Here is a 20280-nt window from a genome sequence, read left to right as displayed (position 1 = left end):
CCTTTCTTCGATCAGTGGGTGAGGGTGCTGGCCTGCTCGGACCAGTACGGGTTGTGCAGGAATTCGCCGGTGCCCGCGACGAATGCGCCACGGGCGGCTGGATCGTCGCGCAATTGGCCACGGAACCACGCTGCCGAGTAGCCGAGGTAGCGATAGACGCCTTCGGTGCAGCTGTAGTTGGTGCAGTCGGGCCGGCCCTGGATGTCGTTGTGCTGGGCGCCGACCAGCGCGGCGCGGGCCTTGGGCACCTGCGCGGGCAGGGCGTCGTAGTACGCCTGCATGGACTGCTCGCCGATCAGCTCGGGTGGCAGCTGCTGGGTCCCCGGCGAGATGCCGTCGGCCGAACCGTTGACCAGCAGCACCGAGCCCGAGGTGATCGCACTGGTGTCGACACAGGCGCTCTGGCCGTCGACCGTCGGCAGCGACGAACACACCGCGGCCAGCGGCATCTCGAGCGTCACGGCGGTGTCGACCAGGCCGGACCCACGCGCGAGCGCGTTCAGCGCACCCAGACCGCCTTGGGAGTGACCCGCCGCGCCCACCGCATCGAGATCGATCTTGCCGTGGAAGACGCTGCTCGGGTCGTTGTTCTGCCCGGCGAGGTAGCGCACGGCGTCGAGCATCTGCACGCCGGTTCCGGTGTCGGTCCGGTCGGCGGCGATCACGACGAATCCCCACGACGCGAGGTGTGCGAGCAGGTACGCGTATTCGCGTGGGTGCGCCATCGTGCCGTTGCCCCACGTGATGACCGGGTGAGCGCCCGCGCCGAGATCCGCCGGGTACCAGATGTCGTAGGTATCGCCGGTCGAGGTGCAGCAGTCGGCACCGGATCGCTCGGCCACCGCCCATGGCCCCGGGCTGTAGTAGGTCGCCTCGACCGGCGCGGCCGACTGGTAGGACGGCGCGGCCGAGACCGGTGCCGTCGACACGGCCGCGGTCAGCGCGACGGCGGTCAGGGCGATGCGGGTGCCTCGATGCACCCGCTGGACAGTTCTGATGCTCACGATCTCCGACGTTAAGCAGGTGAACGGGCATAGAGGGCCCGCCACGTCGTCTTGCAGACATGTTGCAGACACCCACGCGGGGGGCTGCCCGCGACGTATTCTCGGACTGATGAACGAGTCGACCCGCACCGGTGCGGACCTCGGATGACCGAGGTCGGTTCTGCGCTGCGCGCGGCACGAACGGCGGCGGGAATCAGTCTGCAGGGCATGTCCGCGCGCACGAACTATTCGAAGCCGTACCTGGGCCAGCTCGAGACCGGCGCCCGGATGGTGCGCGCCGAGCACGTGGCCGCGTACGCGTCGGCGCTGCACACTCCGCTGGATCATCTGCGCGACCGGCTCACCGTCGATTCGGTCAGCGAACTCGACGATCTGCCCACGCAGCTGTCGTCGCTGCTGCTGCCGCCCGTGGCGCACTCGCGCGGCGATCACCCCACCTTCGCCGCGACGGAGCTGACGGACGCCGAGCAGCTCGCCACCTGGGCGCGCGCCCGGCAGTGGGACGACGGACCGGCGCCGCGCCGCGCGGTGACGGCCTGGCTGTCGGTGAATCTGCCGCGTTTGCAGCAGCTCTCGGCCGCGGGCGGGCATGGGCGCGCCTTCCGGGCCGGTGCCGAGCTGGCCGATATCGCGGCCGCCATGAGCTGGGACGTGGAAGACGTCGTCGCCGGTCGCCGGTACTCGGTCGCCGCGGCACGGCTGTCGCATGCCGCGGGCGAGGAGGTGCTCACCGCCGCGATCCTCGCCGAGGCATCCTGGCAGCTCCTCGACAGCGGCAGGCCGGCCGAAGGGCTCGAGGTGGCCCAGCTGGCCCAATATCTGGCGCGGCGTACCGCGACGCCCCTGCTCCGGGTCGCACTCGCCGAGTTGGAGGCATACGCGCACGGCATTCTCGGTGATCATGCCGCGTTCCAGCGTGCGATTGTCATCGCGGCGGAATGCCGTTGCGAAGCCGCCGGGACAGTGGCCGGTGACAGCGTTGCCGACCGGAGCCTCACCGCGGCCACCGTCGGCATGATTCTCGGACCGCGCCGGAATTGGCCGGGGCCAGGCCAGCAGTGGCGGCTGCTCGGCAACAGCTACCGTCACCTCATCGCTACCCGACCCGATCTGGCTCGCATCGGCTTCGGCGAGATGCACACGCCGCTGTCGCAGGATCTTGTGACACCGGCGACGGCCGCGATCTCCTCGGCACGCCTACAGCTGATGCTCGGCGAGCCCGAGCTGGCCGTCGACCACGTAGGTCTCGCCCTGTCGCTGTGCGGTCGACGACCGACGGGCCGGACCGCTGCCCGGCTGTTGGATTTCCTGCACGAGTCGACCGAGTTCGCCGAGGTCTCGAGGGTCGGCGAGGTCCGCACCAGCATTCGCGAGCTGGTCGCACGCTGAGTTCGCGTTCGACCGTCGGCAGGTTCTCAGCCCGTAGCCGTTACCCGCGGTGGGACATCAGCAGGCCGATGATCCCGGACTCCTGGCTCTGTGTGCTGATCATGTCGCGGGCCGCCTGTTCGACCGGCCCACCGGTGGATATTCCGTCGAACGTCTGCGCCATGGCGATGCCGCCCTGGTGATGGCGGTACATCAGACGCAGGAACATCGTCTCCGCGTCGGCGCCGTGTGCCTGCGTGAGCGCGTCGAGGTCGGCGCGAGTGGCCATGCCGGGCATGGTCATCGACGAGGACGCGGCGGTGTGGTGACCGGTGGGCATCCACGACATCGGGTGCGGGTTGGTCGGGGTCGCCGCGGCCAGCCGGAGCCAGCCGAGCATCATGCCGATCTCGAGGCGCTGGGCATCGGCGATCTGGTCGGCCAGCCGCCGCACGGTGGGATCGACATCGACGGCCAGGCGCTCGACCATGATGAGCGCCTGCTGATGGTGACCCGTCATGTCCTGCACGAAGCCGATCTCGGTGGGCGTCAATACCGGTGTGACGGTGGCGGTCTCGGAGAAGCAGAGCGGTCGGATGGCCGCGCCGACCACCAGCAGCAGCAGTACCGTCGCCGCACCCGCGGCGCCGAGCAGCACCCGCCGGGTCATGAGCCGACCGTCGACCGCTGATCGGTGGGCGGGGTGTACACCTCGGGCGACAGCTCCAAGATGAGCAACCCGTTGTCGGCGCAGGCGGCCCAGAGCTGGTTGCCGCGCCACTCGGGAGCGGAGAAGCACCAGTCGGTGGAGAGGTCACCGAAGGCCACGTCACCGGTGCGCGAACTCCGCGCCTGCTCGGGATCGAGAACGCCCGCGTCGACGGCCTGCATCACCGATTGCGCGCTGAGCAGCGGCACTCCGATGATCGAGGCGAGCGCGTGCGGGGAGTTCCACAGTTCGCTGTTCTGACCGGTACGCGCGGGCGGGTTGTAGTAGGCGATCTCGCGTACCCGGAGCGGGTCGCGGACGTCGAAAACCCGGATGCCGGAGGCGATCCAGCCACATGCGAGCGCGGTGGGGTTCACCGGGCGATCGGCGGAGCAGTAGTGGGCGTCGTATGTGAAGATCGACCCACCCATCCCGGAGGCGAGCGCGCTGTCGCGATGTTGTTGCAGGTTGATCTCCAGCTTGATGGAGTTCACGATGCGCGGGTTGGTGTCGTCGGAGATGTCGATGAGTTTGACGCCGCCGGATCCGGCCTCGTCGGCGGTGAACAGGTAGGGCACGCCGTTGTAGGTGACGGGCACGTTCTGCTGCGTCGCCCAGCCATCGGTCCAGGTCAGCTGGGAGATGATCGGCACCTGCGGGTCGGGGTCGCGCCGCTGCACCGCACTGGTGTCGAGGACGGTGAGCCCGCCCATGTTGTTGGCCAGGTAGAGGCGGTTGCCGTCGGCGCGCAGGCCCATGCCGTGCATGGACTGCCCCGGCATGCCCTGCCAGATCACGTGGGGGTCGGCCGGATCGGTCAGGTCGACGGCGCTGACGATGCCGGGGATGACCCCCGATGCCCAGTAGGTGCGGCCGTCGGGGGAGAAGCCGCCCTCGTGCGCCGTGATCGGGACCGGCAGGCTCACGTCGGTGCCGGGTCCCGGGTTGAGCAGGCGCGGGTGCGCGCAGTCGGAGATGTCGTAGATCGAGATCAGTCCCGCTCCGGTGAACGCGGGAGCTCCGGTGCCGACCAGCAGCTTTCGCGCGGCGTTGACCTTGAGGCTCTCCCAGGTGCCCGCCAGCATCGCGGGTTCGGTGAGCGTGGCGGTGAGCACCGGGTTCGCCGGATCGGCGACGTCGACCACCTGCACGCCTTGCGCGGGACCGAGCAGGTTGCCGGGGAAGAAGCTGCCGAGGTAGACGCAGTGATCGAACTGCGTGGAGGTGATGCCGGCGCCGCGGCCCGCGTAGCCGCCGATGCGGCTGATGTTGCAGCGGTAGCCCTGGGTGCTGCGGCCGCTGTCGCGTTCGGTGGCGGGTACGTCGCCCTGGAGGCCCGGTTCGGGGATCGCGTCGCTCGCACAGCTCGCGCGGGCGACGGCGGTATCGGCGAGGCCGCGGTCCTCCTGAACGACGGCAGGCGAGTCCGGCTGCGCGGTGCCGACGGCGTTGGGGACCACGAGCACGGCCGCGACCGCGATCAGCAAACAGTAACGTGTTCTCATGGCTGACTCTCGTGCTCGGTGGCCAGGGTGACCAGTGCCGCCGCGGTCTGACGGCAGAAGCGCTCGCCGTCCTCGTCACCGCGGGTGAGCGCGCGCAGGAGGGTTGCGCCGCGCAGGAATTCGAAGATCAGGTCGGGATCGCAGGCCGGTTTGACCTGTCCGTTCGCGATCGCCGCGTCGATGGTCGCGCGGATGGCGACCCTGGCCAGGCCTTCGCCGCGTTCGCGCAGGCGCTGGTAGCTCTGTTCGTCGTCGTGGTAGGCCGAGAGCAGGCCGGGGATACCGGAGCGGGCCGCGGGATGGGTGGCCGCGGCGAAGAACAGTCGTGTCCAGGCCAGCAGGTCAGCGGCGATATCGCCGGTCGGCTGCGGGACGGTGCCGGTGTCGAGGGCGAAGATCGCGTCCTCGACGAGGTGGATCTTGTTGGGCCACCGGCGGTAGATCGAGGTGGCGACCACCCCGGCTCGGCGCGCCACGCCCTGGATGGTCGTGGCCTGGAAACCCTGCTCCACCAACAACTCCTGAGTGGCTCGCAGCACCTGCTCGTCCAGCTGTGGGTCGCGCGGTCGGCCGGGACCCTGTCGGGCCTCGCTCTTGTCGGTCACCGGTTGATTCCTCCTTCGACGTGGGCTGAGCGTAGCCGAGGTCGAGCGTTTTTCAAAAACGCTTCATGGTGTATTCGAATTAGCTAACTTGAAACGTGTTCTACACCCTCTCTCGAAGGAAAAGTCCATGCTGACTCCCCAGGACGAACTGCTCTGCCACCAACTGCCGACGACCTTCGACCACGTCGCCCAGAGCGATCTGCGCTGGACCGAACGCATCGTGCTCTACGGCTTCGACACCACCGGCCGGGTCAGCGTCATGACCGGCATGGCGCGCTACCCCAACCGCAATGTGATGGACGCCTACGCGATGGTCACCATCGACGGCACCGCGCACGTGGCGCGGCTCTCGCGCGAGATCAGCGGCAAGTACGACGACCTCGGCGCCTGGCAGATCGGCCCCTACCGCTACGAGATCACCGAGCCGCTGCGCGGCGTGCGCGCGACCCTCGGCGACAACGACCACGGCCTGCGCCTGGAACTGAACTTCGCCGGCCAGTTCCCCGCCTACGAGCAGGAACCCGCCTTCTTCCGTACCCGTGGCCGGGTCCGTGAGGATGCCCGCCGCTACTACCAGAACGGTGAGGTCTCCGGGTGGCTCGAGGTCGACGGCGAACGCATCGAGATCGATCCCAGCACGTGGTGGTTCGGCCGCGACCACTCGTGGGGCACCCGCCACGGCGGCGGTGGCGGCAGCCTCGGTGAGGGCGGCGGCCTGCAGCCCTCGGAGATCCCCGACGGCGTGCTGTACTTCATGGGCATCTTCCAGTTCGACGACGAACTGGTGCATTTCGCGCAGCGCGAGACCGCCGACGGGCAGCGCTGGCACTTCGAAGGGTCGATCCAGCGCCCGATCGAGGCCGAAGTACCGACCGTGCCGATCGTCAGCGTGACCCATGACCTGAAGTTCCGTGACGACTTCCGGATCGTGTCGGAGGGCTCGTTCACCACCGACGCCGCCGACGGCAGCGTGCGCACCTTCGCCGTCACCGCACTGCACGATTTCTGGCCCGGTCTGGCCGGCTACGACATGTATCGCGGCTACGCGTCGGGGATCTGGAAGGGTGAGTCCTACAGCGACGGCTACACCGTGGATCTGTCCGACACCGCCGAACTGCGCCCGGTGAGCATGCTCACCGAGACTTTCGTCGAGGTCGAGTCCAGCGACGGCAAGGTGGGCTACGGCCTGGTCGAGATGGTGTTCATGGGCCGCAATGCCCGGTACGGGTACGAGGGGTACTGATGACTACTCGCCCCACCGCCGAGGACCTGCCGAGCGCTGTCGTTCCCGTGTTGCGCCACGGTTTTCCCGACGCCGAGTCCGCGCGGGTGACGAACTGGTCCGCCAGCCCGCGCGGTCTCGCCACCGAGACCTTCCTGTTCGACCTCGAACGCGCGGACACCGAGCCGGTCTCGCTGGTGCTGCGCCGCCCGCCCGAGGTGGCGCTGTTCCCCGACTACGACCTGCTGCGTCAGGTCCTGGTCATGCGCCGCCTGGCCGATACTCCGATCGCCGTTCCGGCGGTGCGGTGGCTCGAACGCGACGACACCACGCTGGGTAGCCCGTACTTCGTCATGGACCGCATCGACGGCTCCGCCCCTGGCGACCTGCCGTCCTACCACTCGGCGGGTCTGTACTTCGACGCCGAACCCGCCGATCGCGCCACGATGTGGTGGGGCTGCGTCGACACCATCGCCGAGATCCACCAACTCGACTGGCGCACACTGAACTTGGATTTCCTGTCCTTCCCGAAGTTCGGCGCGGCACCGCTGGAGCAGATGATCGGCTACGTCGATTCGGCGCTGGCCTGGGCGACCACCACCCAGCCGCCCGCGCTGCGGCGGGCCGTCGAATGGCTGCGCGTCAACCTCTACGAACCCGAACACATCACCCTCTGCTGGGGCGACGCGCGTATGTCGAACATCCTCTACGACACCGAATTCCGCGTCGCGGGGGTGCTCGACTGGGAGATCGCCTACATCGGCGACCACGAGGCGGATCTCGCCTGGATGCTGTTCCTGGACTGGGCCTGCTCGGAATTCCAGGGAACCGAACGGCTTCCGGGTACTCCCACCCGCGAGGAGTCGATCGCCCGCTACGAGGAACGCAGCGGCATGAAGGTCCGCAACCTGCGCTACAACGAGGTGCTGGCCGCCGTCCTGCTCAGTATTCCGTTGCTGCGCATGGCCCATCGCCTGAACTTGCCGCCGGACATCGACATCACCGCCTTCTGCACCCAGCGGGTAGGGGAGTTGCTCGGCGACGAGTAGAAACGGTGCCGACTCGAACACGGGTCCGCACGATTCGTGTTCGAGCGGCGGTCAGGTGAGCACGCGCTGGTGGCGGTCCTGGTCGAAGGTGGGCAGGGGAGCGCCGGTGCGCAGCACGCGGGCGATCGCGGGCTCGGCGAGATGCAGGCGGCCGATGGCCACCAGGTCGAATTCGCCGTCGGCGAGCCGTCGGTAGAGGCCGTCGAGCGCGGCCGGTTCGGGAACGCCCTGCTCGTGTAGCGACGTGCTCAGTCCGACGCTGCCGACAGCCATGCTGTACGCGCCGGTCAGCTTCTTGGCCCAGCCCGCCAAAGTCAGGTCGCTGCCGTCGAAGGCGGGTCGGTCGAAAAACCTGCTGCTGGCGTCGAATACATCCACACCGGCCTCCGCCAGGGCGGTGAGGATCTGTCCGAGTTCGTCGGGATTCTCGGCGATGCGTGCGCCGTAGTCCTGCTGTTTGTGCTGGGAGAAGCGGTAGAAGATCGGCAGTCGCGGACCTATTTCCCGGCGGATCGCGCGCACGACCTCGACCGGGAAATTGACGCGTCTGCCCAGATCGCCGCCCCAGTGGTCGGTGCGTTGATTGGTGGCCTCCCAGAGGAACGCGTCGAGGAGATAGCCGTGGCCGGCGTGGACGGCGATACCGTCGAAACCGACCGCCACCGCGTTGCGGGCCGAGCGTACGTAGGCGGCGATCACATCCTCGATGTCGTGTTCGGTCATGGGGCGGTCGGTGCGCTCACCGTCGACAGGTAGCGCTGGGAGTACGTCGTGCGCCCGACCCGGCCCCACAGTCCCGAGGGGCGCAGGGGTGTGAGCGCCGGGTCCACACGAGCCATCGCGCCCCACAGCGGGCCGACGTGCCACAGTTGCGGCACGATCTTGCCGCCTGCGCCGTGGACGCCGTCGACCACGCGCCGCCATCCGGACAGGGCTGATTCGCCGTGTAGCCGAGGCACTTTCGTGCTGTCGACCGCCGTCGGATGATCGATCGCGACGCCTTCGGTGATGATCAGCCCGGTGCCGCCCTCGGCGCGCCTGCGGTAGTAGGCGGCGACGTCGTCTCCGGGTGTGCCGCCGGGGGAGTGCTGCCGGGTCATCGGCGACATGACGATCCGGTTCGGCACTGTCAACGGCCCGATTCGCAGGGGAGTGAACAGGGCGTCGGCGGCGGTCATGCACCCACGCTCTCAGTGTTGGCGGCCCCGGGCAATCGGCAGGCCCGCTGAGCGGCATCGTGAATTATGTAACAGGTTACTATGTAATGATGCCCTCGGAACCCTCGCCCCGCCCCGGCAGGCCCCGCGACGCCGACAAAGACCTCGCGGTACTCATCGCCGCCAGGCAGCTGCTCGCCGAGGTCGGCTACGCGCAGGCGACGGTCGTCGCGATCGCCAAGCGCGCCGGGGTCAACACCCCCGCCATCTATCGCCGGTGGCCGACTCGTCAAGCGCTGCTCGAAGAGGCTGTTCACGGCCCCGGTGGGCACTCGCTGCCGGAGCCGACCGGCGATCTCCGGGCCGATCTGGCGACCTGGGTGCGCATCTTCCTGGCTCGCGCCGACAGTCCCGCCGCCCGTGCGGGCGTGCCGGGCCTGCTCGCCGATTCGCAGACCGAGGAGGCTCGCCGCAGGTTGCTCGCGATCGGCACGCCCGTGCGTAAGGCCTTCGCCGAGTTGCTGGGTAGCGCGGTCGACGACGGCCGGATCGCCCCCGGCGCCGATGTGGACCTGATCTTCGAGATCCTCTCGGGTACCACGACATTCCATGCGCTGCTGCGTGACGCCGAGGAGGGTGAAGCCTTCGTCGCGCGCCTGGCCGACGCGCTGTATGTCCTGGCGTCCGCGGGGCGCTGAGGCGGCTGATCACCATGACTCGGGCACGTTCCAATAACGTTACATGCTAGTATGTAATTGTGAGTCGAAAGCCCCGTGGAGTGCGCGCATGAAGGTCGACCTGCAGTTGGGCGCGCGCCCGGAGCAGGTGATCGCGCGGTCCGCCGAGCTGATCGCCTGTGGGGTCGACGGCCTGTTCACCTTCGAAGGCGCCCACGATGTCTTCCTCCCGCTGACCCTGGCCGCCGCGGGCCCCGAGCCGGTCGACCTGATGACGAACGTCGCCATCGCCCTTCCGCGTAGCCCGGTCCACCTGGCGCACGCCGCCTACGACCTGCACCTGCTCAGCGGTGGCCGGTTCCGCCTCGGGCTCGGTTCGCAGACCCGCGCGCACATCGAAAAGCGGTACGGCGGTGAGTGGTCGCGCCCGGCCGCGCGCATGCGGGACATGGTGCTCGCCATCAAAGCCGTGCTCGGCTCCTGGCAGGAGGGCACCCCGCTGCGCTACGACGGCCAGTTCACCCGGCACACCCTGATGCCGCCGACCTTCGATCCCGGCCCGAATCCCTTGGGGCTGCCGCAGATCTGCCTCGGCGCGCTCGGCCCGATCGTGACCAGGACCGCGGCCGAAGTGGCCGACGGGCTGCTGGTCATGCCGTTCAACAGCGCCCGCATTTCACCGAACACACCATGCCCGCCATCGAGGAGGGGCTCGACCGCGCCGGGCGCGATGCCGACGATCTGCACATCTATCCACAGGTGATCGTCGCGATGGGTCGCACGCCGGGTGAGCTGGCGGCCGCGGCCGTCGGTGCGCGTCGGCTGCTCGGCTTCTACGGGTCGACGCCCGCGTACCGCGCGGTCCTCGACGCCGAGGGCTGGGGTGAGCTGCAACCGGAATTGAACGCGCTGTCCAAGCGCGGCGAGGTCGCGGCGATGACCGACCTCATCGATCAGACGATGCTCGACACCTTGGCTGTGCACGGGACACCGGAGCAGTGCGCCGCGGCGATCATCGAACGCTTCGGTGCGTACGCCGACCGGATCTGTTGCTATTTCCCGGGTTACGACGTGTCCGACGAGTACATCAAGGACCTCGTCACCGCATTGCAGGTGCCGTGAGCATCCGGATCGAGGTCACCGACGGTGTCGCGGTGCTGACGCTGGATCGGCCCGAACGCCGCAACGCCTTCACGGGCGCGATGGGCCGGGCGATCGGCACGGCCTACCGCGACCTGGACGCCGACGACGCGGTGCGCGTCATCGTGCTCACCGGCGCGCCCCCGGCATTCTGCGCCGGCGCGGACATCGGTGGGGGTGACAGAACCTTCGACAAGCCCGACAGCGCGACGTTTTCCGCGTCTCCCGTCGACCCACCCGCCTTCGCCCTGCGCAAGCCGGTGATCGCCGCGGTGAACGGGCACGCGATCGGCATCGGCCTGACCATCGCCATGCAGGCCGACATTCGCATCGTCGCCGAGGACGCGCGCTACGCCATTCCCCAAGTGCGGCTGGGTGTTCTGCCCGACGCGATGGCACATTGGACGGTGGCCAAGGTCGCCGGAATATCGGTCGCGGCCGACATCCTCCTGTCGGGTCGGACCTTCGACGGTCACGAAGCGGTCCGGCTCGGGCTCGCCGGCCGGTGTCTCCCGGGGGCTGAGGTATTGCCCGCGGCCCTCGCGATGGCGCGCGATATGGCGGTGAATGTGGCGCCGATGTCTGCCGCTCTCAGTAAGAGGCTGTTGTGGGACACCGCGATCCACGGCTACGAACCCGCCCGGGTCGCCGAACTGGAAACCGAGTCGCACCTGCGTGTCATGGGTGGACCCGATGCGGGCGAGGGCATGCGTGCCCGCGCCGATCGGCGCCGACCGGTCTGGTCGGCGCGGTTGTCGCGCGATTGGCGGGGATTCCGGCCACCGATGTGATAGCCGCCTTCGCCCGCGAATCGTCGCGCGGCGGGTGCTGAGCCTGTTTCGCGAGTCGGTCGACCGCGGTTTCGCCGCAATCGGTTTCAGCGCCGGGTGTCGGCCTCGCGTTGCCGCCACTGGCGGGGGCTGACCCCGTACTTCGCGCTGAACCACCGCGAGAAGTTGCTCACCGACGAAAAGCCGAGCAGGTCACCTACTTCGGTGAGGGAGTGGCGGCGGTTGGCCACCATCCGCTCGGCCAGTGCCCCGCGGATCTCGTCGACCATCGAGGTGAACGTGGTGCCCTCCTGGGCGAGCTTGCGGTGGACCGTGCGCCGGTCGACCCCGAGGCTGCGCGCCACCTGGTCGACGGTGCACCGGCCCGTCGGCAACAGTAGTTCGACGAGTTCGCGGACCCGGTCGGCGACCGTGGCCTCCCGCGAGGGCGCCATCGCGCCGAGCAACTGCTGCGCGTAGGCGTGCAGCAGCGGATCGGCCATCGCGTTCTCCGCGTCGAGATCGCTGCTGTAAGTGAGGATTCCGTCGAAATCCTGATCGAACTCGACATGCGGGCCGAACATCTTGAGGTAGGTGTTGCGGTCGCGCGGGGCGGGGTGGGAGAAGCACACCTGCATCGGCCGCCAGGTGGGTCCGACGAAACCGCGGAGCAATCCGTGCAGCACCCCGGTGGTGAGTTCGACGGCCTGCCGTACGGGCACCGCTCGGCCGACGTCCACGCTCACCCGAATGGTGGCCATGCCGTTCGCCTCGATGACCTCGGTGTGCAGCGCCTCGTTGTACATGTGCTCGTGGCGCGACAGCAGCCGCAGCGCGCTGCGCACGTCCGGTTCCTCGCGGATGACCAGGCTCAACGGGCCGAGGTTGGAGAAGCGGCGAAGCTGCGCCAACCGCACACCGAAGTCCTCGCGGCCGGATTCGGCGGCCGAGCGTTCCAGTAGTTCGGCGACGGCTTCGGCCGGAATCCAGCGGTCCTGCGTGCCGAAACCGGCCGGGTCGAGTCCGCAATCGCGGATCAGCCGGGCCGGTTCGAGCCCGAGCGAGCGCGCCAGTTCGACGTAGTCGTTCAGTGACGCGTACCTGGACAACGGCTTCATCCGACACCTCCTCGCTGTCCCGAAATGAATAGTTTTCTGTCCCGTGAGGGCAAATATCCCGGTGTGACCCACCCTACAGTTAGCTGCATCACACAGGAGGAGATGGCAGTGGCACACGCAATTCGATTCGCTGAAACCGGTGGTCCCGACGTGCTGCGGTGGGAGTCCACCGAGGTCGGTGAGCCGGGGCCGGGCCAGGTCCGGATCCGGCACGAGGCGGTCGGTCTCAACTTCGCCGACACGTATTTCCGCACCGGCCTGTACCCGGCAGCGTTGCCGGCGGGCCTCGGCGTGGAGGGGGCGGGCGTCATCGAAGCCGTCGGCCCCGGCGTCGACTTCGCGCCCGGTGACCGCGTCACCTACACCGGCAGCCCGCTCGGCGCGTACAGCACCGAACGGATCATGCCCGCCGAGCACCTGATCGCCCTGCCCGACGCGATCGCGTTCGACACCGCGGCCGCGACCACCATGCGCGGCCTGACCACCGCCTATCTGTTGCGCCGCATCCATCCGCTGCGCGCGGGCGACACGGTGCTCCTGCACGCGGCGGCGGGTGGGGTCGGTCAGCTGTTCACCCAGTGGGCGAAGCTGCTCGGGGTCAGTGTGATCGGCACCGTCTCCAGCGAGGAGAAGGCGGCGGTCGCCCGCGCCAACGGCTGCGACCACGTGGTGATCTACACCCGCGAGGACGTCGCGACCCGGGTCCGTGAAATCACCGGCGGCGCGGGTGTTCCCGTGGTCTACGACAGCATCGGCAAGACCACCTTCCAGTCCTCGATCGACTCCCTCGCCCGCCGCGGGCTGCTGGTGTGCTTCGGCACCGCCTCGGGTCCGGTGCCGCCGATCGAGCCGATGCAGCTGGCCGTGAAGGGCTCGCTGTTCGTCACCCGGCCCGCGCTCGCGGACTACATCGCCGACCCGGGCGAACGCGCCGAACTGGCCGGCGAACTGCACGACCACCTCACCGCGGGCCGCCTGCGGGTCGAGATCAATCAGCGCTACGAACTCCCGAACGCCGTCCAGGCGCATCGCGACCTCGAAGCGGGCCGCAGCGTCGGCGCGTCGGTCTTCGCGATCTGACGCGCCCATCGGAAAGGAACAAGCCAATGACCGTTCGAACCGCGATCCACGCGGTGCCGCTGACCGCGACCATCGGCGCGCAACTGCACGGGGTGAACCTCGCCGAGGTCGCCGTCGACGACGCCCTGTTCGCCGAACTGCGCACCCTGCTGCTGCGCCACAAGGTGCTCTTCGTCCGCGACCAGGACATCACCCGCGCCGAACACGTCGCCCTCGCTGAACGTTTCGGCCCGCTCGAGGACCACCCGGCTCTCGGCAGCGATCCCGACCACCCTGGTCTGGTCCGCATCTACAAGGACCTCGACAGTGCGCCCGAGCACTACGAGAACGCCTACCACTGCGATGCCACCTGGCGGGTCAATCCACCGATGGGCGCCGTGCTGCGCTGCGTGGAAACGCCGCCCGTCGGCGGCGACACCATCTGGGTGAACATGGTCGAGGCGTACAAGCGGCTGCCGCAGTCGGTGAAATCGCAGATCGCGCATCTGCGGGCCCGGCACAGTATCGAGGCGAGTTTCGGCGCCGCACTCACCGAGGAGAAGCGGCTCGCCCTGCACGAGCGCTTCCCCGACGCCGAACATCCGGTCGTGCGCATTCACCCGGACACCGGCGAGGACATTCTGTTCGTCAATTCCTTCACGACGCACCTGGTCAATTACCACACGCCGGAGAACATCCGATTCGGCGCCGACTACGCGCCGGGCGCGAGCGAACTCCTCAATTACCTGATGCGCCAGGCGAGTATCCCCGAGTATCAGGTGCGCTGGCGCTGGACCGAGAACAGCTTCGCGATCTGGGACAACCGGTGCACCCAGCACTACGCGGTCCAGGACTACTGGCCCGCCGTCCGCAAGATGGAACGTGCCGGGATCGTCGGCGACCGTCCCTTCTGACATTCCCTTTTTCGATAACCCCCGCAATTCCGATCGGAGTACCCCCATGCATTTTCACGACGACGCACTGTTCCCCGAGAACCAGGAAAAGCTGGTCATCACCGTCGCACCGTACGGCCCGGAATGGGAACTCGACGACTTCCGCGACGACCTGCCGCTGACCATGGACGAGCACGTCCAGGCGGCCGTGGACTGCTACGAAGCCGGCGCCACCGTGCTGCACATCCACGTGCGTGAACTCGACGGCAAGGGCTCCAAGCGCCTGTCGAAGTTCAACGAGCTGCTCGGCCGCCTGCGCGAGGCCGTGCCGGACATGATCCTGCAGGTCGGCGGCTCTATCTCGTTCTCGCCCGAAGGCGAAGGCGCCGACGCGAAATGGCTCACCGACGACGCCCGGCACCTGCTGGCCGAGCTCGATCCCAAGCCCGATCAGGTCACCATCGCGATCAACACCAGCCAGATGAACATCGTCGAGCTGATGACCGAGGACGACATCGCGGGCACCTCCTTCGAGCGGCCCGAGGTGTTCGAGGCCTATCGCGAGATGTTCGTCCCGGCGGGTCCGACCTGGGTCGCCGAACACCTGAAGCGTTTGCAGGCCAACGGCATTCAGCCGCACTTCCAGCTGTCGAGCATCCCGCAGCTCGAGACCGTGGAGCGGCTGATCCGGCGCGGCGTCTACACCGGCCCGCTCATGCTGACCTGGGTCGGCATCGGCGGCGGCTTCGACGGCCCGAACCCCTACAACATGATGGAGTTCATCCGCCGGACCCCCGACGGCGCCGTGCTCACCCTGGAGACGCTGATGCGCAGCGTGCTGCCGGTGAACACGATGGCCATCGCCATGGGTCTGCACGCGCGCTGCGGCAACGAGGACACCCTGTGGGGCCGCAAGGGCGAGAAGATGACCTCGGTCCAGCAGGTGCGCCAGCTGGTCCGGATCGCGGGCGAACTCGGCCGTGAGGTCGCCACCGGCAAGGAAGCGCGCGAGATCTACAAACTCGACGAGCACTACACCGACGCTGACGAGACGCTCGCCAAGCTCGGGTTCGCCCCGAATCGCCGGCCGGGCCAGGTCGGGTTCACCCACCACGCCTGACCCTTCCCCTTCTCGACAACCCGGTGGACGTCAGCGACGACGTCCACCGGTTCGCAGGAGCACCCATGGACCTCACCACCACCGCCGCGAAGCCCGCGCCGGCGCCGAGCCGTTCCTCGACCATCCGCCGCAACTATCCCTGGCTGGTGTTCGCACTGGCCTTCGGCCTGCTACTGGCCGACTACATGTCCCGACAAGTGTTGAGCGCGGTCTTTCCGTTCCTGAAAACCGAATGGACGCTGTCGGATTCGCAGCTGGCGTCACTGAGCAGCGTGGTCGCGCTGATGGTCGGGTTGCTCACCCTGCCACTGTCGGTGCTGGCCGACCGGTGGGGCCGGGTCAAGAGCCTGGTGCTGATGGCCGTGGTGTGGAGTATCGCGACGCTGGTGTGCGCACTGGCCGACAACTATCCGCAGATGCTGGCCGCGCGTTTCTTCGTCGGCGTCGGGGAGGCCGCCTACGGCAGCGTCGGTATCGCGCTGGTGCTCAGTGTGTTCGCCGCGCGGCGGCATGCCGCGCTGAGCGGCGCGTTCATGGCCGGTGGTTCGTTCGGATCGGTGCTCGGTGTCGCCGCGGGCGGTGTGATCGCCGTGCACCTCGGGTGGCGGTGGTCGTTCGCGACGATGGCGGTGTTCGGGCTCGTGCTGGCCGTGGCGTTCTGGGTGGTGGTCAAGGAGCGGCGCAACGCCGAACACGCGGCCGAACCCGCTCCCGAAGTCGCCTTCCGCGCGCCGATTTCGACCCTGTTCACCAATCCGGCGGTGCTGTGCGCCTATGTGGGCAGCGGGTTGCAGATGTTCACCGCCGCGGTGCTGCTGTCGTGGATGCCCAGCTTCTTCAACCGCTACTACGGGCTGGCCCCGGACCGGGCCGCGGGTCTGGCGGCCGTGATCGTGACACTCGTCGGCACCGGCATGGTGGTGTGCGGGGTGATCACCGACCGGGTCGGACGTTCGGAGATGGCCCGCAAGTGGACCACCGCGATCGTGTTCTGCCTGATCTCGCTCGTCACCCTCGGCATCGGATTCAGCCTGAGTACCGGTGCGCCGCAACTGATTCTGCTCGGCATCGGCGCGTTCTTCGCCGGCGGCTCGGCCGGTCCCACCGTCGCCATGGTCGCCAACCTCACCCACCCTTCGGTTCGCGCCTCGGCGTTCGGCACCCTCACCCTCGCCAACAGTCTGCTCGGGCTGGCGCTCGGCCCGTTCGTCGTCGGCGTGCTCGCCGATCACCTCGGGTTGCAGAACGCGCTGCGTATCACCCCGGTGGTGTCGGTGCTCGCCATCGCCGCCCTGGTCCTCGGCCGCCGGATGTACCCGATCGGTCTGCGCAGACTCGCCACCGTCCACGCGGCCGCTCCGCACTGATCCCGTCGAAAAGGATTACCGCACAGATGAACTCCCTGAACGAACCCACCGTCGTGATCGTGCCCGGTCTGCGTGACCATGTCGCCGGCCACTGGCAGACGCTGCTCGCCGACACCCTCGACAAGGTGGCGATCGTGCCGCCGCTCGAGCGCGACGGGCTGAGCCTGGCCGCGCGGGTCGCCGCACTCGAGGCGGTGCTCGCCGAGATCGACGGCCCTGTCGTCCTGGTCGCGCACAGCGCGGGCGTGATGATCACCGTCCACTGGGCTCAGCAGTCCGACCGGCCGGTGCGCGGCGCGCTGCTCGCCACTCCGCCCGACTTCGAAACCCCGCTGCCACCGGGCTATCCGGCCGCCGAGGAACTGGCGGCCAACGGCTGGACGCCGATCCCGCGGCGGCAGTTGCCGTTCCCGAGCATCGTGGCCGCGAGCAGCACCGATCCCTTGGCCACGACGCGTCGCGTCGCGGGCATGGCCGAGGTGTGGGGGAGCAGGCTGGTCGACCTCGGCGATGTCGGCCATCTGAATCCGGCGGCGGGCTACGGTCCGTGGCCGCGCGCCGGAGAACTGCTCGACGAACTCCTCGACCTCACCGGGGAGCTCGCCCGATGACGACGGTGTTCGCCACGGCCGCCGCGGCGGTCGCCGATATCGGGTCCGGATCCTCGCTCGCCGTCGGCGGTTTCGGAGTGTGCGGCATTCCCGACGCGCTCATCGCCGCACTGGCGGCGGGCACGGCCGACGAGCTGGAGATCTTCTCCAACAACTGCGGCACCGACAGTCATGGGCTGGGGATCTTGCTGGCGCAGAAGCGCATCCGCCGGATCACCGCGTCCTATGTCGGGGAGAACGCCGAGTTCGCGCGCCAGTATCTGTCCGGTGAACTGGAAGTCGAACTGACACCGCAGGGCACCCTCGCCGAGAAACTGCGCGCGGGCGGGACCGGGATTCCGGCCTTCTTCACCGCGGCGGGCGTCGGGACGCCGGTATCCGACGGGGGATTGCCGTGGCGATACCGGCCCGACGGGTCCGTCGCGGTCGCCTCGCCCGCCAAAGAGGTCCGCACCTTCCACGGTCGCCGGTTCGTGCTCGAGGAATCCATCACCGCCGACTACGCGCTCGTGCACGCCCTGATCGGTGACACCGACGGAAACCTGGTGTTCAACAAGGCCGCCCGCAATTTCAACCCGCTCGCCGCGATGGCGGGCACGGTGTGTATCGCCCAGGTCGAGACGCTGGTGCCCGCCGGTTCCCTCGACCCGGCGCAGGTGCATCTGCCCGGCGTGTTCGTCGACCGGATCGTGCACACGGGACCGCAGACCAAACTCATCGAAAGGCGAACCGTGTCATGACCGCATCGACTGTGGCGCTCGGCTGGACGCGCACCGAGATGGCCGCCCGCGCCGCGCGGGAACTACGGCCCGGCGAGTACGTCAACCTCGGTATCGGGCTGCCCACCCTGATCCCCAATTTCCTGCCCGAGGGTGTGGCGGTGACGCTGCATTCGGAGAACGGGATCCTCGGCACCGGTCCCTACCCCCACGACGACGACGTCGACGCCGACCTGATCAACGCGGGCAAGGAAACCGTCACCGTCGCCGACGGCGCCTCGTTCTTCGATTCGTCGCTCAGTTTCGGCATGATCCGTGGTGGCCACATCGACACCGCGGTCCTCGGCGGCATGCAGGTCTCGGCCGCGGGCGACCTCGCCAACTGGATGGTGCCGGGTCAGATGATCAAAGGGATGGGCGGGGCGATGGACCTGGTCCACGGCGCCCGCCGCGTGATCGTGGTGATGACCCACACCGACAAGGCAGGCACCCCGAAAATCGTGCCGACCTGTACCTTGCCGCTCACCGGGGCGGGCGTCGTGCATCGGATCATCACCGATTTGGCTGTCGTCGACGTCGAGCCGACGGGTCTGATCCTGCGCGAATGCGCACCGGGCGTGCGGGAGGAACACGTCCGCGCCGTTACCGCGGCACCGCTCACGTCGGGCTGATCACCTTCTTGCGCAGGTGCCCGTAGACGACCGAGGTGCGGACGTTGGCGAGTTCCGGACGCGTTGTCAGCTTGTCCAGGACCACCCCGTGCAGATGGTCGGTGTCGCGGACGGCCACGTGCACGAGGAAATCGTCGTTGCCGGTGAGCACGAACAGCGAGATCACCTCGGGCATCTGCTCCAGGAACGCCTGGAAGCCCTCGATCACCGCGCGGGTCGGCGGGTGGACGCGCACGGCGATCACCGCCTGCAACCCGCGCCCGATCGCCGCGAGGTCCGCCTCCGCGTGGAACCCGGTCAGGATGCCGCGTTCGCGCAGCGATCTGATCCGCTCCAGACAGGTCGAGGGGGCGATGTCGAGCGCTTGGGCCATGTCGCGATTGGTGCGCCGACCATCCTGTTGCAGCATCCGTACCAACGCCGAATCTAGTTCGTCCACGCTCGCCTCTCTCTAGCAATTTCCGAATCTAGTTCGGAGTGTACGCATTGTTACTGACTATATTGCTAGCGTCTCGCCGGCCAGCTGATCTTCGTTCGGCTGCGATACTTCGGAAAGAGGTGCCTTCCGGTGCGTGAACGAGGGCCGAGCGTGGGGGCGGTGGGCGCGGTGGTGGCGGCCGCACTGTTGTGGAGCAGTTCCTACGCGGTGACGAAAGTGCTGTTGGCCGACCTCGGCCCGCTCAGTATCGGGGCCGTCCGATTCACCGTGGCGGCGTTGCTGCTCGCCGCGATGGTGCGGCTGGACCGCCACCGCGGCGACCGGCCGGATGCCAGGCAGCGACGCCGGCTCTACCTGTGCGGATTGCTCGGCATCACCGTGTATTTCGTCCTCGAGAACGTCGGCGTGGATCTGTCCACAGCCTCCGACGCGGCTCTCATCGTGGCCACATACCCGCTGATGACGATGCTGCTGGAGCTGGCCGTCCTGCGCGTACGGCTGCCGCCGCTGCGGGTGGCGGGCGTGCTGCTGGCCACCGCCGGCGCCGTTCTCGTTGTCCACGACGGTGCCCGGATCGGCGGCAGCGCACGGTGGCTCGGCGACATCATCCTGCTGCTCGGCGGACTGGCCTGGGCGGGCTACAACGTGCTCGGCAAGCGGGCGAGCGCCGGACACAGCGCCCTGACCGTCACCTATTACCAGACCATGGCAGGGGCGGGCGGATTCCTCCTGATCGCGCTCCTGGAAGCCGACAGCTGGCGCATGCCGGACGTGACCACGTCGTCGCTGCTCGTCTACCTGGCCGTGGCGTGCTCGGTCGGCGGGTTCCTGCTCTACAACTACGGCCTGCGCAGGATGGCGCCGAGCGTCGCGGTGAACATCCTCAACCTGGTCCCGGTCTTCGGTGTGCTCAGCGCCGTGATCATCAACGGCGAACCGTTGCGGCTCGCCCAGGTGGCGGGCGGCGCGGTGATCGTCGCCGGCGTCGCACTGGGTTTGATCGAACGGCAATCGTCCTCCCCGGCCGAGCGGCCGAGCGAACTCACCGCGAGTCGTTGACAGTGGGTGGAGGTACTG

19 protein-coding genes and 2 pseudogenes are annotated in these 20280 nt (G+C 68.5%); 14 read left to right on the top strand and 7 right to left on the bottom strand.

The annotated features are described in order from the left end of the window. Positions 1-11: 11 nt before the first annotated feature. Positions 12-1004: a poly(ethylene terephthalate) hydrolase family protein gene (locus ACWF99_RS30475; protein ID WP_452538066.1), complete on the bottom strand. Its 993-nt coding sequence runs from the start codon at positions 1002-1004 to the stop codon at positions 12-14. 144 nt (positions 1005-1148) lie between these two features. On the opposite strand from ACWF99_RS30475, the gene ACWF99_RS30470 reads away from it, so the two are divergent. Next, positions 1149-2393, top strand: a complete 1245-nt coding sequence (locus tag ACWF99_RS30470) for a helix-turn-helix domain-containing protein (RefSeq protein WP_452538065.1) — start codon at positions 1149-1151, stop codon at positions 2391-2393. A gap of 40 nt (positions 2394-2433) precedes the next feature. Here ACWF99_RS30470 and ACWF99_RS30465 read toward each other — a convergent pair whose 3' ends face one another. The 3 genes from ACWF99_RS30465 to ACWF99_RS30455 are packed head-to-tail and all read right to left on the bottom strand — an operon-like array spanning position 2434 to position 5191. Then, positions 2434-3042, bottom strand: a complete 609-nt coding sequence (locus tag ACWF99_RS30465) for a DUF305 domain-containing protein (RefSeq protein WP_452538064.1) — start codon at positions 3040-3042, stop codon at positions 2434-2436. Next, entirely contained in the window at positions 3039-4586 is a 1548-nt protein-coding gene (locus ACWF99_RS30460) for an LVIVD repeat-containing protein (protein WP_452538063.1), read from the bottom strand. Before ACWF99_RS30460 ends, ACWF99_RS30465 begins: the two co-directional genes overlap by 4 nt. Beyond that, a complete protein-coding gene (locus ACWF99_RS30455) occupies positions 4583-5191 on the bottom strand; it encodes a TetR/AcrR family transcriptional regulator (protein ID WP_378629661.1) in 609 nt (202 codons plus the stop codon). Before ACWF99_RS30455 ends, ACWF99_RS30460 begins: the two co-directional genes overlap by 4 nt. A 127-nt stretch (positions 5192-5318) precedes the next feature. Between ACWF99_RS30455 and ACWF99_RS30450 the strand changes: the two genes are divergently transcribed. Further along, entirely contained in the window at positions 5319-6434 is a 1116-nt protein-coding gene (locus ACWF99_RS30450; protein WP_452538062.1) for a hypothetical protein, read from the top strand. Further along, positions 6434-7462, top strand: coding sequence for a phosphotransferase family protein (locus ACWF99_RS30445; RefSeq protein ID WP_378629665.1), 1029 nt, complete (start codon positions 6434-6436; stop codon positions 7460-7462). The genes ACWF99_RS30450 and ACWF99_RS30445 overlap by 1 nt, the downstream gene beginning before the upstream one ends. A gap of 51 nt (positions 7463-7513) precedes the next feature. Here the strand turns inward: ACWF99_RS30445 and ACWF99_RS30440 are convergent. Next, positions 7514-8640 (bottom strand): annotated as a pseudogene (locus ACWF99_RS30440) (NADH:flavin oxidoreductase). Positions 8641-8729: 89 nt separating this feature from the next. Between ACWF99_RS30440 and ACWF99_RS30435 the strand changes: the two are divergent. The 3 genes and pseudogenes from ACWF99_RS30435 (at position 8730) to ACWF99_RS30425 (ending at position 11227) form a co-directional block, all read left to right on the top strand. Next, a complete protein-coding gene (locus tag ACWF99_RS30435) occupies positions 8730-9317 on the top strand; it encodes a TetR/AcrR family transcriptional regulator (RefSeq protein WP_378629669.1) in 588 nt (195 codons plus the stop codon). 88 nt (positions 9318-9405) lie between these two features. Then, positions 9406-10418, top strand: a pseudogene (locus tag ACWF99_RS30430) (TIGR03617 family F420-dependent LLM class oxidoreductase). Further along, on the top strand, positions 10415-11227 hold the full coding sequence (locus ACWF99_RS30425) for an enoyl-CoA hydratase/isomerase family protein (protein WP_452538061.1): 813 nt from the start codon (positions 10415-10417) through the stop codon (positions 11225-11227). Before ACWF99_RS30430 ends, ACWF99_RS30425 begins: the two are co-directional and overlap by 4 nt. A gap of 86 nt (positions 11228-11313) precedes the next feature. Here ACWF99_RS30425 and ACWF99_RS30420 read toward each other — a convergent pair whose 3' ends face one another. Continuing rightward, on the bottom strand, positions 11314-12324 hold the full coding sequence (locus ACWF99_RS30420) for an AraC family transcriptional regulator (RefSeq protein ID WP_452538060.1): 1011 nt from the start codon (positions 12322-12324) through the stop codon (positions 11314-11316). A gap of 108 nt (positions 12325-12432) precedes the next feature. Here ACWF99_RS30420 and ACWF99_RS30415 point away from each other — a divergent pair, with 108 nt between their 5' ends. The 7 genes from ACWF99_RS30415 (at position 12433) to ACWF99_RS30385 (ending at position 18764) form a co-directional block, all read left to right on the top strand. Continuing rightward, positions 12433-13404, top strand: a complete 972-nt coding sequence (locus ACWF99_RS30415; protein ID WP_378629675.1) for a quinone oxidoreductase family protein — start codon at positions 12433-12435, stop codon at positions 13402-13404. A 26-nt stretch (positions 13405-13430) separates the two neighbouring features. After that, positions 13431-14297, top strand: a complete 867-nt coding sequence (locus tag ACWF99_RS30410) for a TauD/TfdA dioxygenase family protein (RefSeq protein ID WP_378629676.1) — start codon at positions 13431-13433, stop codon at positions 14295-14297. 46 nt (positions 14298-14343) lie between these two features. After that, on the top strand, positions 14344-15396 hold the full coding sequence (locus tag ACWF99_RS30405; RefSeq protein ID WP_452538059.1) for a 3-keto-5-aminohexanoate cleavage protein: 1053 nt from the start codon (positions 14344-14346) through the stop codon (positions 15394-15396). Between the two features lie 65 nt (positions 15397-15461). Beyond that, the gene (locus ACWF99_RS30400; protein ID WP_452538058.1) at positions 15462-16763 is read left to right on the top strand and encodes an MFS transporter; all 1302 of its coding nucleotides are present in this window, start codon (positions 15462-15464) and stop codon (positions 16761-16763) included. A 26-nt stretch (positions 16764-16789) separates the two neighbouring features. After that, on the top strand, positions 16790-17374 hold the full coding sequence (locus ACWF99_RS30395; RefSeq protein ID WP_378629681.1) for an RBBP9/YdeN family alpha/beta hydrolase: 585 nt from the start codon (positions 16790-16792) through the stop codon (positions 17372-17374). Beyond that, positions 17371-18114: a CoA transferase subunit A gene (locus tag ACWF99_RS30390; protein WP_452538057.1), complete on the top strand. Its 744-nt coding sequence runs from the start codon at positions 17371-17373 to the stop codon at positions 18112-18114. Before ACWF99_RS30395 ends, ACWF99_RS30390 begins: the two co-directional genes overlap by 4 nt. After that, a complete protein-coding gene (locus ACWF99_RS30385; protein WP_452538056.1) occupies positions 18111-18764 on the top strand; it encodes a CoA transferase subunit B in 654 nt (217 codons plus the stop codon). Before ACWF99_RS30390 ends, ACWF99_RS30385 begins: the two co-directional genes overlap by 4 nt. On the opposite strand, the gene ACWF99_RS30380 is transcribed toward ACWF99_RS30385, so the two are convergent. After that, complete coding sequence (locus ACWF99_RS30380; protein WP_378629686.1) at positions 18751-19203, bottom strand: Lrp/AsnC family transcriptional regulator; 453 nt, start codon at positions 19201-19203, stop codon at positions 18751-18753. The genes ACWF99_RS30385 and ACWF99_RS30380 overlap by 14 nt on opposite strands. 129 nt (positions 19204-19332) lie before the next feature. On the opposite strand from ACWF99_RS30380, the gene ACWF99_RS30375 reads away from it, so the two are divergent. Beyond that, entirely contained in the window at positions 19333-20262 is a 930-nt protein-coding gene (locus ACWF99_RS30375) for a DMT family transporter (RefSeq protein WP_452538055.1), read from the top strand. The last annotated feature ends 18 nt before the right edge of the window (positions 20263-20280 follow it).

This window comes from Nocardia sp. NPDC055002 (assembly GCF_053608825.1).
Note: the sequence above shows the minus strand (reverse complement) of the source record. Positions and strands in the feature narration are given on the sequence as shown.

What these genes read in the sequence shown, in the direction of transcription:
- ACWF99_RS30435 (WP_378629669.1), top strand. Translation starts at nt 8,730, where the DNA reads ATGCCCTCGGAACCCTCGCCCCGCCCCGGCAGGCCCCGCGACGCCGAC.
- ACWF99_RS30390 (WP_452538057.1), top strand. Translation starts at nt 17,371, where the DNA reads ATGACGACGGTGTTCGCCACGGCCGCCGCGGCGGTCGCCGATATCGGG.
- ACWF99_RS30400 (WP_452538058.1), top strand. Translation starts at nt 15,462, where the DNA reads ATGGACCTCACCACCACCGCCGCGAAGCCCGCGCCGGCGCCGAGCCGT.
- ACWF99_RS30445 (WP_378629665.1), top strand. Translation starts at nt 6,434, where the DNA reads ATGACTACTCGCCCCACCGCCGAGGACCTGCCGAGCGCTGTCGTTCCC.
- ACWF99_RS30460 (WP_452538063.1), bottom strand. Translation starts at nt 4,586, where the DNA reads ATGAGAACACGTTACTGTTTGCTGATCGCGGTCGCGGCCGTGCTCGTG.
- ACWF99_RS30420 (WP_452538060.1), bottom strand. Translation starts at nt 12,324, where the DNA reads ATGAAGCCGTTGTCCAGGTACGCGTCACTGAACGACTACGTCGAACTG.
- ACWF99_RS30465 (WP_452538064.1), bottom strand. Translation starts at nt 3,042, where the DNA reads ATGACCCGGCGGGTGCTGCTCGGCGCCGCGGGTGCGGCGACGGTACTG.
- ACWF99_RS30385 (WP_452538056.1), top strand. Translation starts at nt 18,111, where the DNA reads ATGACCGCATCGACTGTGGCGCTCGGCTGGACGCGCACCGAGATGGCC.
- ACWF99_RS30410 (WP_378629676.1), top strand. Translation starts at nt 13,431, where the DNA reads ATGACCGTTCGAACCGCGATCCACGCGGTGCCGCTGACCGCGACCATC.
- ACWF99_RS30450 (WP_452538062.1), top strand. Translation starts at nt 5,319, where the DNA reads ATGCTGACTCCCCAGGACGAACTGCTCTGCCACCAACTGCCGACGACC.
- ACWF99_RS30405 (WP_452538059.1), top strand. Translation starts at nt 14,344, where the DNA reads ATGCATTTTCACGACGACGCACTGTTCCCCGAGAACCAGGAAAAGCTG.
- ACWF99_RS30470 (WP_452538065.1), top strand. Translation starts at nt 1,149, where the DNA reads ATGACCGAGGTCGGTTCTGCGCTGCGCGCGGCACGAACGGCGGCGGGA.
- ACWF99_RS30395 (WP_378629681.1), top strand. Translation starts at nt 16,790, where the DNA reads ATGAACTCCCTGAACGAACCCACCGTCGTGATCGTGCCCGGTCTGCGT.